Source organism: Candidatus Edwardsbacteria bacterium, assembly GCA_018821925.1.
In the GTDB taxonomy this organism is placed as follows: domain Bacteria; phylum Edwardsbacteria; class AC1; order AC1; family EtOH8; genus UBA2226.
Genome location: JAHJLF010000044.1, coordinates 11,894 through 29,642 on the forward strand (window position 1 = coordinate 11,894; position 17,749 = coordinate 29,642).

Here is a 17,749-nt window from a genome sequence, read left to right on the forward strand (position 1 = left end):
TTGCATCGACCGATCATGTCCCAACCATTCCAACATCGACCGGTTCTTTTAAACCAAAGCATAGATCATCTGGCCGTCAAGCCCGGAGGAAACTACCTGGATGGGACACTGGGCGGCGGCGGACACAGCAAAAAAATATTAGAGAGAAGCTCGCCGGACGGAAAACTGATCGGCTTGGACCGCGACCCAGTGGCCCTGGCGGCGGCCCGGGAGAATTTAAATACATTCGGCAACAGGGTTTTGTTCTTTGAGAGAAATTTTTCGGAGTTGGCGGATATCATGGCCAACATCTCCTTTGACATCCACGGGGTGCTGCTGGACCTGGGGGTTTCCTCTCCCCAGATCGACCGGCAGGAGCGGGGTTTCTCCTTTCAGGGCGACGGTCCGCTGGACATGCGGATGGGAAATTCTTCCCTGACGGCCGAGGAGATCATAAATAACTACCAGCCGGCTGAACTAAAGAAGATTTTTTGGGAATACGGCCAGGAAAGGTTTTCCGGCAAGATAGCCAGGGCGATCGCAAAAGCAAGAGAGATATCCAGAATAACAACCACCGGACAACTGGCTGAAATCATCAAGAGTACCAGGCCTGAGATGCCGACCAAGACACTTTCCCGCATATTTCAGGCCATAAGGATAGAGGTCAACGACGAGCTGGGTTCATTGAAAAAAGGATTGCAGGCGGCGATTGACATCATGGTTCCCGGCGGAAGACTGGTGGTGCTGACCTATCATTCGCTGGAGGACGGAATGGTCAAGGATCTTTTCCGCCAGGCGGCCGATCCCTGCACCTGCCCCAAACAATTGCCTTTCTGCGCCTGCGGCAAGAAGCCGGCAATAAAAATACTGAGCCGTAAGCCGGTATTGCCGGATGATGACGAAATCGTCCAGAATCCCAGGGCCCGAAGCGCCCATCTCAGAACGGCGGAAAAATTATGAGCAAGTACTTACATAGAGGCGAATACCAGCCGGGCCGGGACAAGACCGGTTGGCTGATCGCGGCCATCTCCCTGGCCTTTTTTGCCGTATTGTTCTGCTACGTATGGCAGAAGATATATCTGGCCCGGCAGGTGGCGGCCATAGAATACTATCAGGAAGCCAACCGCAGGGTCTCCGACCGGGTAAAGATGCTGACGGTGGAGAAACAGCAATTATCATTCCGGGGCAGGATAGAGCAGATGGCGGTGGGCAGTCTGGGGCTGGCCTATCCTGAGAAATCCCAGATAGTGGCCATGATCCTGCCGCCCAGAGGCAGGGGCAAAGCCAGTTGGTCCTCTAACCTGGCCGGGGTCTTCAAGCCGGCATCAACCGCTTGGGGGCAGCAATGAACCGGGGCCGGCTTACCATATTGGCGTTAGCCGGCCTGGTGATATGGTCCGTTATGTTTGGCCGTTTGGTCTGGCTGCAGTCAGTCAGGGGCGGCCATTATAAATATCTGGCCCAAAGACAGCACCAGCAAAGGATAGGGATCCTGCCGGAGCGGGGGAGGATATACGATCGTTGCGGCCGGCCATTGGCATTGTCTTTTGATGGCCGGCGTTCCTATCCCTACGGTTCGATGGGGGCCCAGCTGCTGGGTTTCATCGGAGACGATGGCCGGGGCCTGGAGGGAATGGAGCTCCTATACGACGATCTGTTAAGAGGGCAGAGCGGCTGGGCCATCAGACAGCGCGACGCCACCGGCCGGACCCATGCCACCCTGGAATATGCCTCGTCCCCGGCCAAGGCCGGCCACAGCGTTTTCCTGACCATCGATGCCGAATACCAGGCCATAGCCGACCAGGAACTGGATAGGGGGGCCAAGTCAGCCAGGGCGTCCTCGGGCGCAGTGGTGATCTCCGACCCCGGCACCGGCGAGATACTGGCCATTGCCAGTTATCCCTCGTTCGATCCCAACCGTTTCAATAACTATGGCCGGGGATCATACATTAACCGGGCGGTGCTGGAGCAGTTCGAGCCCGGCTCCACTTTTAAGATCATCACCATGGCGGCCGCGATCGAGGAAGGGGTGACCGGACCGGAGGATATCATCGACGGGGAAAAAGGCACTTTCAGCATCGGCGGCTACAAAATCGGCGAGGCCGAGAAACATAAATACGGCCCGATAACCGCCTCGGAGGCCATTGCCCACTCCAGCAATATCTGCCTGGTCAAGGTCGGCCAGGAACTGGGCAAGGAGAAACTCTACCAATATGCCCGTTCCTTCGGCTTCGGATGCAAGACCGGAATAGAGTTTCCCGGAGAGACCGAGGGGGTGATGGAGAGGCCGGATAAATGGTCGGTGATCCAGGGCGCCAACATCAGCTTCGGCCAAGGTCTCTCGGTCAATGCCATTCAGCTGACGGCAGCCTATGCCGCCATCGCCAATGGTGGATTTCTGGTGAAACCGCGGCTGCTTAGGGGGTATGGGGAAAACAGTGAAGCAGTGCCGGGATCCGAGAAAGCCGATACCCTCCGCCGGGTGATATCCCAGGAGACCTCCAGAATACTGGTGGCCATGCTGGAACAGTGCGTGGAGAAAGGCACCGGCCAGCCGGCGGCCATCAACGGCTGGAAGATCGCCGGCAAGACCGGCACCGCCCAGAAGAAGGCCGAAGGCCGCAAGGGCTACGATCGGGATAAATACATCGCCTCGTTCATCGGTTTTATTCCGGCGGAATCCCCCCGGCTGGTGGTGACGGTGATAATCAACGAACCGCACGGCAAGGTGTATGGCGGCCAGGTGGCGGCGCCCGTCTGCCGCAATATAATGAAGCGGATCATCAGCCTGCCCGGAGGTTTCGCCCAGGACCTGATGGCCAACCATACGGGGATAAATACGAAATTGTGATGAAGATAACAGAACTCATAAAATCCTGCCCCGATCAGATCGTCTCCCGGTCAGCACTGCCGGAGGGGATGGAGATCAGCGGGATGCATTATGATTCCCGGAAAATAGAGAAGGGAAATCTGTTCTTTGCCATTTCCGGCTACCAATCCGACGGCAATAAGTTCGTCGGGCAGGCTTTGGCCAACGGGGCCGGCCTGATCGTCAGCGAGAGCAATAAAATATCGGATGATGTCCCCTGGATCAAAGTGGCCAATTGCCGCCGGGCCATGGCTCTGATGTCAGCCGCTTTCCTGGGCCGGCCGGCGGACCAGCTGGATATGATCGCGGTGACCGGCACCGCCGGGAAGACCACCACCACCTATCTGCTGCGCTCCATCATGGAAACGGCCGGCAGGAGGACCGGCCTTTTGGGCACCATCAACTACTGGATACGGGACAGAAAATTCTCGGCCCCCAACACCACTCCGGAATCGCTGGACCTCCAGGATCTGCTGTTCCGGATGGTCAGCGCCGGGGCCGATACCGCCATCATGGAGGCCTCGTCGCACGGCATCGAGCTGGACCGGGTGGCCGGCATAAATTTCTCCACCGCGGTTTTCACCAACTTCTCCCAGGATCACCTGGATTTCCACGGCGATATGGAAAGCTATCTTAAATCCAAGCTGAAGCTGTTCCAGAACCTGTGGGGCGGGGCCACGGCGGTGATCAACCTGGATGACCCGGCAGCCGGCCGGGTCAGGGAAGCGGTCAGGACCAAAACCTTGACCTTCGGAATAGACAGCCAGGCTGATATCACGGCGGATAATATTATCAGCACTCCACAGGGCTCAAAGTTCGGATTAAAAATAAGCGATCGGGCGATAGAAATAAACCTGGCGGTAGCCGGCCGGCACAATATTTATAACGCCCTGGCGGCTGCAGCTGCGGCTTTGTCCTGCGGCATACCGCTGGAAGAGATCAGGTCCGGCCTGGAGAAGATCAGCAGCGTGCCCGGCAGGTTCGAGCCGGTGAACCTGGGCCAGGATTTTTCGGTGATAGTGGATTATGCCCATACCCCCGAGGAACTGGAACATCTCCTGAATGCGGCCAGGGAGCTTAAGCCCCAAAGGATCATAGCCGTTTTCGGCTGCGGGGGCGACCGCGACCGCAGCAAGCGCCCCCTGATGGGCAGGGCGGTGGCAAAGAATTCCGACATAGTGGTCGTAACTTCGGACAACCCGCGAACCGAGGACCCGGATCAGATCATCAACGATATTCTGCCCGGTCTGTCCGGCCGGGAATATATCCTGCTGCCCGATCGCAAAGAGGCCATATACAAATCCATCGAACTGGCCCAAAAAGGGGACATGGTAATCATAGCCGGCAAAGGCCATGAGGATTACCAGATACTGAACGCAGCCAAGATCCATTTTGACGACCGGGAGATCGCAGGAGAAGCCCTGAAACAAAGGCTGGGCGTCTGATGGAGAACATGAGCCTGTCGGAGATAGCCCGGGCGGTGGGCGGAACGCTTTCGGGCAGGGATGGCCTGGCCGAAGGGCTCAGCATCGACTCCCGCACCATAAAGCCGGGGGAGCTGTTCATCGCCATAAAAGGACCCAAGTTCGACGGGCATGAATTTGTTGCCCAGGCGATCAGGAACGGGGCCTCTGGGGTCATGATATCCGGAAACATAGACCGGAACGGCGAAACGGTTCCCGGATTCATCAAGGTGTCCGACACTCTCAGGGCGCTGAAGGAGCTGGCTTATTTTTATCGGAAAAAATACAATCCCAAAATGATAGGCATCACCGGCACCAATGGCAAGACCACGGTCAAGGAGATGACGGCGGCCATCCTTTCCGCCAAATACAATGTTCTCAAGAATCAGGGGAACCTGAACAACCAGTACGGCATACCGCTGTCACTGTTCAAACTTACCGTAGAACACCAGATCGGGGTGATGGAGCTGGGGATGAGCGCCCTGGGTGAGATAGCCGATCTGTGCCGTCTGGTGGAGCCGGAGATCGGGATGATAACCAACGTGGGCGAGGGCCATACCCTGTACCTGAAAGACCTACCAACGGTGGGCCGAGCCAAGGGCGAATTATTGGAGGCCCTTCCCAAAGGCGGACTGGCGGTGGTCAACGGCGATGATGCAAACGTAATGGCTCAGACCACCAGAACCAGGGCCAAAATCATAAAATTCGGGATGGGCGATGATTGCCATTACAGGGCCGAGCAGATAAATTACGGCCCGGACGGGACCTCCTTCAAAGTGAACGGGCAGTGGGTCATTATCAGGCAACCGGGACTGCATAATGTTTACAATTGCTTGGCGGCCATTGCTGTCGGGGAGGCGCTGGGGGTGGATATCAAAAGCGCTGCCGAAAAGCTGGCCGGGCTGGAACCAAGCCCCATGCGCCTGGAAGTAATAACGGCCGGCAAATTCACCATTATCAACGATGCCTATAATGCCAACCCGCCATCGATGAGGGCGGCGCTTAAAGTACTGGGATCATGGGATGTTTCCCGGAGGAAGGTGGCCATCCTGGGGGAGATGCTGGAACTGGGGGGCATCGAAAAGCTGAGGCACCACGACATCGGGGCATTTGCGGCGGAGAATGCCGACCTGGTGTTGGCGGTGGGGCCGCTGGGGAACGATATCTATCTGGGGGCCTCCGGCTTGAAGAAGAACAGCCGCCATTATCAGGATAATGCCGCTTTGATAGCCGAGCTGGGTAACATCCTGAAAAAAGGCGATGTGGTCCTGGTAAAAGCCTCCCGGGGCCGGCATTTCGAGGAGATCGTCAACGCCATAAAAGGATTATCATAGATGCTGTATCTGCTGTTATACCCATTGGCCGATAAGATCCACTTCTTCAATCTGTTTCGCTACATCACTTTTCGCTCGGCCTATGCCCTGGTGACGGCGCTGCTGATATCCTTTCTGATCGGGCCCTACATGATCCGGTGGCTAAAAAAGCTCAGGATCGGCGATATCGGCCGGGAGGACACCCCTGATCATCATAAAAAAAAGGCTGGGACCCCCACCATGGGCGGGTTGATCATCCTGGCGTCCATAATAATACCGGTGCTGCTGTGGGCCGACCTGACGAACCGGTATATTCAGATCGCGTCCGTGGTCACTATTTGTCTGGCTGCTATCGGCTTCAGCGACGATTATCTAAAAGTGGTCAAAAAGCAGCCCAAGGGCCTGGTGGGAAGGAAAAAATTGGCCTGGCAAATAGTTCTGTCGGTAATAATAGGGGCCATCCTTGTCATCTATCCGTTGAATCCGGAATTTGCCACCAAGACCAATTTTCTGTTCTTTAAAAATATCTTCATCAATCTGGCCTGGTGGATGTTCATTCCCTTCGTGGTCATGGTCATAGTGGGGACATCGAATGCAGTCAATCTGACCGACGGGCTGGACGGCCTGGCCATAGGAGTGGTGCTGTTCGCCGCCGCGGCCTATGCCGTCATGTGCTATTTTGCCGGGAATTTCAAGCTGGCCAGCTATCTTAACATCATCTTCATGAAGGGCTCCGGAGAGCTGACCATATTCTGCTCTGCAATTGTCGGGGCTTCGCTGGGTTTCCTGTGGTACAACGCCCATCCGGCCGAGATAATGATGGGCGACACCGGCTCGCTGGCCCTGGGCGGGGCCATAGGCACCACTGCCGTTCTGATAAAACAGGAGATACTGCTGCTGATCGTGGGCGGGGTCTTCGTAATGGAGGCCCTATCGGTCATCCTACAGGTAGCTTCCTTCAAGATGACCGGGAAGCGGATATTCAAAATGGCTCCCATCCATCACCATTTTACCCTGATGGGCTGGAGCGAGGAAAAAATTGTCACCCGATTCTGGATAATAGCGCTGATTTGCGCCCTGGTGGCCCTGAGCACCCTGAAGATAAGATAGAATGAAGCTCGATCTGGCACATAAAAAAATCTCGGTGATCGGCCTGGCCCGTAGCGGGATGGCGGCGGTCAGACTTTTAAAAAAAGCCGGGGCGGATGTCTTTGTCTCCGATTTTAAAAGCATCGGCTCCGAAGAACTACAAGAGTTGGATAATTTGGGCGTGGCCTATGAAACAGGAGGGCACACCGAAAAGCTGCTGGGCAGCCGGATGATAGTGGTAAGCCCGGGGGTCCGCACCGATATTCCGATCCTGCAGAAGGCCGCCAGGATGGGCATCGAGGTGATCGGCGAGATCGAGCTGGCTTACCGGGCAACCAGGTCCCGGATCATCGCGGTCACAGGAACCAATGGCAAATCCACCACCGTCTCCATGATCGGCAGCATCCTTAAAAAATCGGGACTGGACGCTCATATCGGCGGAAACTTAGCCCCGGGACGGCCCCTGTGCCAGCTGGCCGTCGAAGCCAATCCCGAGAGCATCATAGTGGCAGAGATCAGCACTTTTCAGATAGAGACCATAAAGACCTTCAAACCCTACATCGGCGTGGTGACAAATATATCGCCGGACCACCTGGACCGGCACCCTGATTTCGAAAGCTATGCCCGGCTCAAAGGGGAGCTGTTGAAAAATCAGGATGAAACGGACCATTCTGTTCTGAATCTGGATGATTCCAATGTTCAGAAATATTGCAGCGGGTACCGGGGAAAAAGACGGGGTTTCAGTTTGACAAAAACAGTGGAGAACGGAGCCTGGTGGGACGGCCAAAGCCTATACATATCACATGATAAAAAAAGCCACAAAGTTTTGGATGCCAAGGAACTTAAAATTCCGGGAAAACATAACATCGCCAATGCCCTGGCGGCGATAGCCGCAGCCTCCGTCCTAGACGTTTCTTTGTCCGATATGGCGGCAGGATTGGTTTCGTTCAGGGGAGTGCCGCATCGCCTGGAGGAGGTGGCGACGATAAAGGGCGTCCGATATATAAACAATTCCATGTGCACCAACAGCGCAGCCGGGGTAAGCTCCCTTCAGGCTTTTAACTCACCACTGATTGTGATAGCCGGCGGCAAGGAGAAGGGGATTGATCTCTCCGATTTCGTGGCCGAGATTTCCCAGCGGGCCCGGGCAGCGGTGTTGATAGGGGAGGCCAGAGAACGACTCAAAGCCGAGCTGGATTCTCTGGGCTTCAGCAAGGCTCTTTTGGCCGGCAACATGTCCGATGCCGTCCGGCTGGCGTCCCAGCAGGCCCAGGCCGGCGATGCGGTGATACTGGCGCCAGGCTGCGCCAGTTTCGACATGTTCAGGGATTTTGAGGACCGGGGGGAACAGTTCAAACAGGCGGTTCATAATTTGGAGAACAGATGAACAGCAGGAGCGGAGAAATAGATCATTACCTATTGGTGGCGGTGCTGGTGCTGACCGGATTCGGACTGATCATGAGTTTCAGCGCCGGGGGGTTCATGTCCGGAAGTTCGGCCAAATTCTCCAACGACAGCCTGTTCTTTTTCAAGCGGGAGCTGATAAGGGTGGCCTTGGCCCTGGTATTTTTCCTGGTAGCTCTCAATATCAATTACCGGAAATTAAGGAGCCTGATAGTACCATTCTTCGGGGTGATGCTGGTGGTGCTGCTGCTTACCCTGGTTCTGGGCCAGTCTGTCAGAGGATCCCGTAGCTGGATAATGGGACTACAGCCGGTGGAGATTGCCAGGATCGCCTTGGTGTTATTTCTGGCCGATTTCATAGATAAAAAGGGCGAGGATTTCAAAAAAATAAAGATCGGATATATTCCGGGGGTGGCGGCGGTGGTGTTGCTGGCGGTCATCATTGGCCTTCAGCCCGATTTCGGGAGCGCCATGGCATTATCGATCCTGGGCTATACCATGCTGTTCCTGGGCGGGGCCAACCTGCTGGCCTGGGTGGGCGGGCTGGGCCTGGCCTCGGTGGCATTTGCGGCCGCGGCCCTGACCCAAAAGCATGTGCTGGGCCGGCTGACCGGATTTTGGTGGGGGCTGACCAGACCCGAGGAGTTATCTGCTTTGATAGAATCCTCCTCGGGGCATATCAAAAACACATTGGTGCAGACCCATCAGTCCCTCCTGGGAATCGGCTCCGGCGGGTTTTTTGGGGTGGGTTTGGGGCAAAGCCGGCAGAAGTTTCTTTTCGTAAGCGAGGCCCATACCGATTTCATCTTCTCTATCATCGGGGAGGAGGGCGGTCTCTTGTTTGCCGGGATAATCATGCTGGTCTTTCTGGTCATCCTGTGGCGGGGGATTAAACTCTCGCTGCAATTAAGCGACCGGTTCGAGTCCCTGACGGTGCTGGGATTAAGCTGCGGAATATTCATCTATGCGGTCATCAACATCAGCGTGGCGCTGGGGATCTTTCCCATCACTGGCCTGCCGCTGCCTTTCCTGAGCTACGGAGGCTCGGCCCTGCTGGCCAATGCGGTATCGGTGGGTTTGATACTGAATATCTCAAAGCACCGGGGGGAAAAGTCCGGTCAAACTTTTATCAGGAAGAACAATGGAGTTAGCGATAGCCGGTGGAGGGACGGGAGGTCATCTCTATCCTGGTCTGGCCGTAGCCGCCGCCGTTAAACAAGCGGACCCTCAGACCAGGATCACGTTCTACGGTACCAAGCGGGGCATAGAATCGCGGGTGCTGCCGGGGATGGGCTATAAGATAAAATATATTTCAGCCAGGGGCTTTTTGGGGAAGAGCTGGACAGCCAAAATATTTTCCCCTCTCTGGATGGCAACCGGCACCATCCAATCGCTCTTTCACATGATCAGTAACCGCCCGGATGTGGTGCTGGGCACCGGCGGTTATGTTTCGGTCCCTCCGGTGATGGCGGCCTGGGTGTTAAGAATTCCGGTGGCCCTGCTGGCCCTGGATGTGATGCCCAGCCAGGCGGTGAGGTTTTTGGCCCGGTTCGCCGGCCAGATATATGGAGGCTTCCCGGAATGCGCCCGTTATCTGAATCCCAAGTCCCAGGTTATCTTCACCGGAAATCCCATCAGGCCCGAGATCGGAAGAATAGCAAGGGGCCAGGGAACGGCCCGGTTCGGGCTGGATGAAAATAAAAAGACCATCTTGGTATTCGGCGGAAGCCAGGGGGCCCACAGCATCAATGTTTCGGTGCTGGATTCTTTGGAATATCTCGATCGATCCGGATATCTTAAGGATATTCAGATAATATTCCAGACCGGCAAAAGAGATCATGCCCTGGTAGCAGAAGGCATCAAACAGTTTGCAACAAAAATAAAAATACTGGCCTATATTGATGAAATGCCTCATGCCCTGGCGGCCGCCGACCTGGTAATCAGCCGCTCCGGGGCCGGGGTCTCGGAAACACTGGCCTGTGGCCTGCCCTCGATACTGGTGCCGTATCCTTATGCCGCCAGCAATCACCAAGAATACAATGCCCGAAGTCTGGAGCAGGCCGGGGCGGCGATGATGATCTTGGACCGGGATCTGAACGGGGAAGTGCTGGCGAAAAAGATATCGGGTATCTTATTCGACCAGAAAAAATACAACCTGATGGGCAATGCCGCCAAAACTCTGGCCAGCCCGGATGCGGCAAATAAAATCGCAGATAATATAATAAGAATGACGGGAAAGTAATGTTCGGAAAGATTAAAAAAATACATTTTGTGGGCATCGGGGGGATCGGCATGAGCGGGATCGCCGAGGTGCTTCTCAACCTGGGTTATTCGATCTCGGGCTCCGATCTTAAATTTTCCGAGGTTACCGAGCACCTGCAGAAACTGGGGGCCAAAATAGTCGAGGGGCACCGGGCCGAGAATGTGGGACAGGCTGAAGTGGTGGTCACCTCATCGGCGGTTCACGATGACAACCCCGAGGTCAGGGCCGCTCATGAGAAAAAGATCCCGGTGATCCGCCGGGCCGAGATGCTGGCCGAACTGATGCGCCTTAAGATAGGCATTGGTATAGCGGGAACCCACGGCAAGACCTCCACCACTTCCATGATCGGCCAGGTGCTGACCCAGGCCGGGCGGGATCCCACCCTGGTCATCGGCGGGAAGGTCCGCTCATTAGGCAGCAACGCCAAGCTGGGCACCGGAGAATATCTGGTGGCCGAGGCCGACGAGTTCGACCGTTCGTTTTTGAAGCTGGCCCCGGTGATAGCGGTGATCACCACCATCGAAGCCGAACACCTGGACTGCTACAAGGACCTGGACGAGATCAAGAATGCCTTTGTGGAATTCGCCAACAAGGTTCCCTTCTACGGAGCCATCATTGCCTGCTTAGACGAGCGGGGAGTGCAGGCCATCATGCCGCGCCTGGAGAAGAGGTGCATCACCTACGGCCTGTCATCGCAGGCTGACCTGCAGGCCAGGGATTTGAAGTTCGACGGAATGAAAACCAGCTTTGAGGTGCACAATGGCCGGGGGTTTATGGGAAATATAAACCTGAACCTGCCCGGAGTGCACAATGTAAAAAATTCGCTGGCGGCCATCGCGGTGGGGCTGGACATGGAGATACCTTTTGAAAAAATCGCCCAGGCATTAGCGGAATTCAACGGGGTCTATCGCCGGTTCGAGATAAAGGGCGAGAAGAACGGGGCGCTGGTGATTGACGATTACGGCCATCATCCCACCGAGATAGAGGCCACCCTCAAGGCGGCCAAGGACGGCTTTTCCCGCCGGGTGGTGGCGGTCTTCCAGCCGCACCTGTACAGCAGGACCCGGGATTTCCACACTGAGTTCGGCGGGGCGTTTTTCCAAGCCGACGTGCTGGTGGTCACCGACGTTTACCCGGCCCGGGAATCCCCGATCCAGGGGGTGACAGGGGAGCTGATCGCCAAGGCGGCCAGAGAGAAGGGCCACCGCAATGTCCACTATGTGGCCGATAAAAATAATATTCCGGACGAACTGGAGAAGATAGTCAAGCCCAACGATATCGTCATTACCCTGGGGGCCGGGGATATATATAAATACGGGGAAGAATTCCTTAATAAATGAAGATCCCATCAAATATATTAAAACAGCTGGCCGCCAAGGCCAAAGGACAGTGCCGTTTCAGCGAGCCGATGTCCCGCCATACCTCCTTCAGGATAGGCGGGCCGGCCGACCTGCTGGTGATCCCGGCCGATGAGGCTGACCTGCAGAACCTGCTGGCCGGGATACATAAGTCAAGGATTCCATATATGGTTCTGGGAAACGGCACCAATCTGCTGGTGCTGGACGGCGGCATCCGGGGAGTGGTGATAAAGATGACCGCCGGGTTCCGGCAGGCGGACAGAAAAGAAAACACCCTTAAGGTTGGCGCCGGGTACGCCCTTCCCCGGCTAGTGGAAGGATCGGCCGAAATGAGCCTGGCCGGGCTGGAGTGGGGAGTGGGGATCCCGGGCTCGGTGGGCGGGGCGCTGTTGATGAATGCCGGGGCCTATGGCGGCCAGATGTCGGATATAGTCAAAAAGGTCTGGGGATATACTCAATCCGGTGACCGGCTGACCTTGCGGGCCGCCCAGATAAATTTCGGCTACCGCCATTCCGAATATCCCGAGGGCTTTGTGATCGCTGGCACCGAGCTTGAGATGCAGCAGGGCCGAAGGAACAGGATAAAGTCAGCCATGGAACAGTGGATGAGCAAAAGGCAGAGAAATCAGCCCTTGAGCCTGCCCTCGGCCGGATGCATCTTCAAAAATCCAACTAATGATTCAGCCCGCCGACTGATCGGCGTAGCAGGCCTAAAGGGGAAAAAGATAGGCGGGGCAAAGGTCTCCAGCAAACATGCCAACTTCATTATCAACAACGGCGGGGCCCGAGCGGCCGATGTATTGAAGTTGATCGGCATCATAAAGGAAAGAACCTATAAAACTATCGGCATAGAGCTGGTGCCCGAAGTCAAGACCGTCGGGGAACCATGACCGCTTATTTCGACCGGAAGAGCGCCGGGCGACTACATAAAAAGCGCCGGCAAAAAGGTAAACTGAAAGCCGTATTGGTTCTGATCATCTTCTCGGCAATGCTGGCCGCAGGATTCTATGGATATAAACAAGTCCTTAAAAAAGGGATCTTTACCATAAAACAGGTCAATATCAACGGGAACCGGATGACGGATACCGCCGGGATCATGGAAATAGCCGGAGACCTGAACGGCCGGATCCTCTGGAGGGCAGGGTATAACAAAATCGCGGCCCGGGTCTGCCAAAAATATCCGGCGGTAAAAAGAACCAAATTCACGGTGTGGCCCTGGGGGATAGTGGACCTCCATATCACCGAGCGGAAGCCTCTGGCCGAACTACAGCATGATGGCCAGCTGATTATCGACGCTGAAGGGATGGTCTTCAGGACCGCTCTAATGTCCGCTGACAGCTGCAGGGAAAAACTTCCCCGATTGAAGATGAAGGGAGCCGGCACAGTGGGAGTCTGGCGGACCCTGAGGCTGATAGAGTCGGCCCCCTGGGTGGAGAACGAGTGGTTGTTCGATCCGGCCGACGAGAACGATATAAAGCTGTGGCTGCCGGGAGGGGTGGCGGTACACTTCGGCAACGGTCACTTTAAAAAGCAATGGCAGAAGCTGGGAGAGGTGCTGGAAACCCTGAAGAACGAAAACCTTACCACCACCGGGATAGACCTGCGTTTCAACGGACAGGCTGTGATCAAGAGACAGGCGCTGGTCCTGGGACAAGAAGATAAAGCCAGAGACAACTAAAAATATTTTTGAAAATATAAATCGTCAAGAGCATCATAAAGGAGGCCGGAAATGGCTAATACAATCGTGGGTTTGGATCTGGGCACCACCAAGATCGCCTGCATAATCGCCGAGGTCGAGAGGGATCAGCTTAAAATAGTGGGGGTCGGCACCTGTTCCTCGGAGGAGGGCCTGCGGAGGGGGGTGGTGGTCAACCTGGAGAAGACCGCCCGGTCCATCGAGAAGGCGGTCTCCGAGGCCGAGCTGATGGCGGGGGTCAAGATAAACTCGGTCTATGCCGGGATCGCCGGGGATCATATCCGCTCCATCAATTCACGGGGGGTGATCGCCGTCTCCCGGGGGGGCAACGAGATAACCCAAGCTGACGTGGAGCGGGTGATAGATGCCGCCCAGGCGGTGGCCATTCCCATGGACCGGGAGATCCTGCATGTGATCCCCCAAGGCTTCATCGTCGACGACCAGAAGGGCATCAAGGACCCCATCGGGATGGCCGGGGTGCGGCTGGAGGTGGAGGTCCATATAGTCACCGGGGCGGTGGCCTCGGCCGAGAACATCTACAAGAGCATCAAGCGGGCGGGACTCAAGGTGGACGACCTGGTGCTGCAGCCGCTGGCCTCCAGCTATGCGGTGCTGACACCGGACGAAAAGTCGCTGGGAGTGGCGCTGCTGGACATCGGGGGCGGGACCACCGATATCGCCATGTTCTTCGAGGACTCCATCCGTCACACAGCGGTGATAGGTTTAGGCGGCAACAACCTGACCAGCGATATCGCCATCGGTCTTCGGACCCCCACCGAGCAGGCCGAGAGCATCAAAAAGAAATACGGCTGCGCCACCCTGTCGCAGGTCAAGGAGGATGAGATGATCGGGGTGTTCGGGGTGGCCGGGCGCGAGGAGCGGGAGGTGTCCCGCCAGGTTTTGGCCCAGATAATCGAACCGCGGATGGAGGAGATATTCAGCTTAGCCAGCCGGGAGATCAAGCGGTCCGACTACGGCGAGATGCTGGGGGCCGGGGTGGTCCTAACCGGCGGTGCGGCCAAGCTTCCCGGGTCCGCTTCCCTGGCGGAGCAGGTGTTCAACCAGCCGGCCAGGCTGGGCGAGCCGCGCGGCGTCAGCGGGGTGGTGGACCTGATCAAGGACCCGATGTACGCCACCGGCGTGGGGCTGGTGCTTTACGGCTACGCCCGGAGGTTCAAGGGGGACTCGATAGACGACAGCAATCCCTTCGAATCGATCCTGGGCAAGATGAAGGGCTGGTTCGGCGATCTTTTCAACGGATGAAAATAAAATCATATAAACTCGTTATCAGGGAACACGAAAATCAGGAGGTCCGATCATGGCCGAACAGATAAAACTTTTGGAACAGCAGATCGCCGAGGCGATCGCCGAGCCGTTGTACGGCATCATTCAGAACGAACCCAAGAAAATAAATAAAGGAGAAGAGAGAATGCTGGAATTTGAAGAGGATGTTATCAGCGAACGCTGCAACATCAAGGTAGTGGGAGTGGGCGGCGGCGGCGGTAACGCCGTCAACCGGATGGTGGAGGCCGGCCTGAACGGGGTGGACTTCATCGCCGTCAATACCGATCTGCAGGTGCTGAGGAAATCATTGGCCAACCAGAAACTGCAGATCGGGCACAAGCTGACCAGGGGTTTGGGCTCGGGGGGCAATCCCGAGATCGGGCGCCGGGCCTTCGAGGAGGACAAGGCCCGGGTGGCCGAGATGATCTCGGGCAGCGATATGCTGTTCATTACCGCCGGGATGGGCGGGGGCACCGGGACCGGGGCCGCCCCGATGGTGGCTGACCTGGCCCGGGAGATGAATATCCTAACCGTGGCGGTGGTCACCAAGCCCTTCGAGTGGGAGGGTCGCAAGAGGATCCTGCAATCCGAGGAGGGCATCCGGGATCTGAAGGAGCGGGTGGACACCCTGATCGTCATCCCCAACCAGCGGGTGCTGTCGGTGGTGGGCAAGCAGACCAAGCTGACTGAATCCTTCCGGATCATAGACGATGTGTTGCTCAAGGCCACCCGCGGCATCTCGGACCTGATCACCGTTCCCGGCCTGGTGAACGTAGACTTCGCCGACGTTCGCTCGGTGATGCTGGAGCGGGGCGATGCCCTGATGGGCGTGGGCATCGGCACCGGCGAGAACCGCTCCATCACCGCGGCCGAGGAAGCCATCGCCAACACCCTGCTGGAGGGCGTTTCCATCAAGGGGGCCAAGGCCATCCTGCTGAACATCTCGGCCAGCGACGAGCTGACCCTGACCGAGGTCAACGAGGTGGCGTTGGTGATCCGCAGTGCGGCCGGCGAGGAGGCCAACCTGATCTTTGGAACGGTGATAGACCCTGAGGCCGGGGATAATATGAGCGTGACCGTGATCGCCACCGGCCTGGGCGGCGGCGCACCCAAGATGGAGAAGGACCTCCCTGACAACAACCGGATAGATTTTCCCCAGTCCTTCCGCAAGGAGAACCTGGCTCCGGGGACCTTTCAGCGCAAGGACCAGCGCTCCAACATCCAGACCATAGTCACCAAAGGCCAGGTCAGTGCTGTAAAACAGGACGATTTGGAGATACCCACCTACATGCGGCGTTTGATGGACTAAAAAAGGGTCTCGGTCTGCGGATAACGGATAATAGGATTAAGATTTTATAAGCCAAGGCTGTCCGCTATCTCTTCGGCGGATGGCCGGAAGTGGTTTGATCTCTTCTTTATTTAAGCTTCATCCTTAGCGGATGAAGCTTTTTAAATAAGGATTGACGAAATACTTGTTTTTAATGTATGATTCTGTAAATTATCAAATGACACTTCAAGTATGGATAATAAGAAAAAAATAGCTACCAAAATAATATGGGCCATATTTTTATACGCCCTGTTGTTGATAATAGCAATATATGTCTTGTTAAATAACGGGACTGGCTTATATTATCTGGGAAATTTATATCTGCACCTCAATTTAAACAATAAGGCCATTGGTTGTTATGAAAGGCTTATGGAGAGTGATTCTAGAAAACCGGAGATACACTATTCGTTGGGAAAGGCATATGAAAATGTTGGTGAAAGGGATAAGGCGATAAGCCAGTTTCAAAAAGCCGTTCAAATGAATCCCGGATATACTGACGCCTATATCTTGTTGGGATGGTGTTACTATAAAAAAGAAATGTTTTCCGCGGCTAAAAGTGTTTTAGAAAAGGCCATAGAATGTGAACCAAAGGATGCCAACCCCTATTACTATCTGGGTATTATCCATGAAAAAGAAGGACAAACTTCAACAGCAATTGATTATTATAAATATGCCATAAACTTAAACCCAAAATACAATTCAGATATATATGTCTATTTAGGCAATTGTTACGATAAACTTGGAGATCGAGAAAAAAGCATACTGGAATATAATAAAGCTCTCAAATTGAAATCAAACGGTGCTGGGATTTATTATAATATCGGTCTTGCATATTATAAACTTGGCAACAAACAAAAAGCCATTGAATACCTTGAAAAGGCCGTGAAATTGGAAAAAGACTTTAGTGAAGCCAACTGTTTACTGGGCTTGATATACGCAATTAATGATAGGCATTCTACGGCAATATTTTACTTCAACCGAGTGATTGAATCTGATCCAAATTATGATGAAATATATTTTAGTTTGGCCCTCAGTTATGGCAAACTGCGAAATTACACTGAAGCAATAGAAGCGTTTAAAAAAGCAATAGATAAAAAACCAGGATTTATTGATGCATACCTAAAATTATCACAATGTTACTGCTATATCGGCCAATACAATGAAGCTAAAAAAGTATGTTTTGATGTTCTTGAAATCGAAAAAGATAGAAATGATATACATTACAACTTAGGTTTAATATATTTATTGCTTGAAGATAAATATTCTGCATTAAATGAGTATGAAACTTTGAAACATAAAGATATATCCCTTGCGGAAAAATTAAAGACGGAAATTGACAGGTGTTACAAGTAAGAAAAATAGGAATCTATGGCGATTTAGTATTTGATTTATCATTGTTTTATAACATATAATGAAATTGTTACAAAAGCGAAGGCCGTCCGCTATCTCTTCGGCGGATGGCCGGGAACGCTTTGATATCTCCTTTATTTGAACACCTCCAGCCCAACCCCCGCCATTAGCCTGTAGCCCATATAGGCGGGCAGGCCTACCCCTTCCCCACTGGGAAGGGGTTTTTATATTGACCTCACCCCCTTGTCTCCTCTCCTGCTAAACCAGGCGAGGGGATTTATCTCCCCTAATAAGGGGAGGACAGGAGGGGTGTTTTGGTTGCATGCCAAATCCAATATTGTAGGGGCGATTCGT

The 17,749-nt window shown here is 54.7% G+C and carries 15 protein-coding genes; all 15 read left to right on the plus strand.

The features are described 5' to 3' along the window. Positions 1-15 precede the first annotated feature (15 nt). The 15 genes from rsmH to KJ869_04785 all read left to right on the plus strand — a co-directional run bounded on the left by rsmH (position 16) and on the right by KJ869_04785 (position 17,398). Complete coding sequence (gene rsmH / locus KJ869_04715) at positions 16-939, plus strand: 16S rRNA (cytosine(1402)-N(4))-methyltransferase RsmH (protein ID MBU1576493.1); 924 nt, start codon at positions 16-18, stop codon at positions 937-939. Beyond that, positions 936-1,328: a cell division protein FtsL gene (locus KJ869_04720; protein MBU1576494.1), complete on the plus strand. Its 393-nt coding sequence runs from the start codon at positions 936-938 to the stop codon at positions 1,326-1,328. Before rsmH ends, KJ869_04720 begins: the two co-directional genes overlap by 4 nt. Beyond that, positions 1,325-2,830, plus strand: coding sequence for a penicillin-binding protein 2 (locus KJ869_04725; GenBank protein ID MBU1576495.1), 1,506 nt, complete (start codon positions 1,325-1,327; stop codon positions 2,828-2,830). The genes KJ869_04720 and KJ869_04725 overlap by 4 nt, the downstream gene beginning before the upstream one ends. Continuing rightward, entirely contained in the window at positions 2,830-4,293 is a 1,464-nt protein-coding gene (locus KJ869_04730) for a UDP-N-acetylmuramoyl-L-alanyl-D-glutamate--2,6-diaminopimelate ligase (protein ID MBU1576496.1), read from the plus strand. Before KJ869_04725 ends, KJ869_04730 begins: the two co-directional genes overlap by 1 nt. Beyond that, a complete protein-coding gene (locus KJ869_04735) occupies positions 4,293-5,645 on the plus strand; it encodes a UDP-N-acetylmuramoyl-tripeptide--D-alanyl-D-alanine ligase (GenBank protein ID MBU1576497.1) in 1,353 nt (450 codons plus the stop codon). The genes KJ869_04730 and KJ869_04735 overlap by 1 nt, the downstream gene beginning before the upstream one ends. Beyond that, positions 5,646-6,734: a phospho-N-acetylmuramoyl-pentapeptide-transferase gene (mraY, locus tag KJ869_04740; protein ID MBU1576498.1), complete on the plus strand. Its 1,089-nt coding sequence runs from the start codon at positions 5,646-5,648 to the stop codon at positions 6,732-6,734. A gap of 1 nt (position 6,735) precedes the next feature. Further along, positions 6,736-8,100 carry a UDP-N-acetylmuramoyl-L-alanine--D-glutamate ligase gene (gene murD / locus KJ869_04745; protein MBU1576499.1) on the plus strand — a complete coding sequence of 455 codons (1,365 nt, stop codon included), beginning with the start codon at positions 6,736-6,738 and terminating at the stop codon, positions 8,098-8,100. Next, on the plus strand, positions 8,097-9,332 hold the full coding sequence (locus tag KJ869_04750) for a putative lipid II flippase FtsW (protein ID MBU1576500.1): 1,236 nt from the start codon (positions 8,097-8,099) through the stop codon (positions 9,330-9,332). The genes murD and KJ869_04750 overlap by 4 nt, the downstream gene beginning before the upstream one ends. Beyond that, positions 9,259-10,359, plus strand: coding sequence for an undecaprenyldiphospho-muramoylpentapeptide beta-N-acetylglucosaminyltransferase (murG, locus tag KJ869_04755; GenBank protein ID MBU1576501.1), 1,101 nt, complete (start codon positions 9,259-9,261; stop codon positions 10,357-10,359). The genes KJ869_04750 and murG overlap by 74 nt, the downstream gene beginning before the upstream one ends. Continuing rightward, positions 10,359-11,720: a UDP-N-acetylmuramate--L-alanine ligase gene (locus KJ869_04760; protein MBU1576502.1), complete on the plus strand. Its 1,362-nt coding sequence runs from the start codon at positions 10,359-10,361 to the stop codon at positions 11,718-11,720. The genes murG and KJ869_04760 overlap by 1 nt, the downstream gene beginning before the upstream one ends. Beyond that, positions 11,717-12,628, plus strand: coding sequence for a UDP-N-acetylmuramate dehydrogenase (gene murB / locus KJ869_04765; GenBank protein MBU1576503.1), 912 nt, complete (start codon positions 11,717-11,719; stop codon positions 12,626-12,628). Before KJ869_04760 ends, murB begins: the two co-directional genes overlap by 4 nt. Beyond that, positions 12,625-13,416: an FtsQ-type POTRA domain-containing protein gene (locus tag KJ869_04770; GenBank protein ID MBU1576504.1), complete on the plus strand. Its 792-nt coding sequence runs from the start codon at positions 12,625-12,627 to the stop codon at positions 13,414-13,416. The genes murB and KJ869_04770 overlap by 4 nt, the downstream gene beginning before the upstream one ends. Positions 13,417-13,467: 51 nt before the next feature. After that, a complete protein-coding gene (gene ftsA, locus KJ869_04775; GenBank protein MBU1576505.1) occupies positions 13,468-14,697 on the plus strand; it encodes a cell division protein FtsA in 1,230 nt (409 codons plus the stop codon). Between the two features lie 166 nt (positions 14,698-14,863). Continuing rightward, positions 14,864-16,027 carry a cell division protein FtsZ gene (gene ftsZ / locus KJ869_04780; GenBank protein MBU1576506.1) on the plus strand — a complete coding sequence of 388 codons (1,164 nt, stop codon included), beginning with the start codon at positions 14,864-14,866 and terminating at the stop codon, positions 16,025-16,027. Positions 16,028-16,237: 210 nt separating this feature from the next. Continuing rightward, a complete protein-coding gene (locus KJ869_04785) occupies positions 16,238-17,398 on the plus strand; it encodes a tetratricopeptide repeat protein (GenBank protein MBU1576507.1) in 1,161 nt (386 codons plus the stop codon). Positions 17,399-17,749 lie beyond the last annotated feature (351 nt).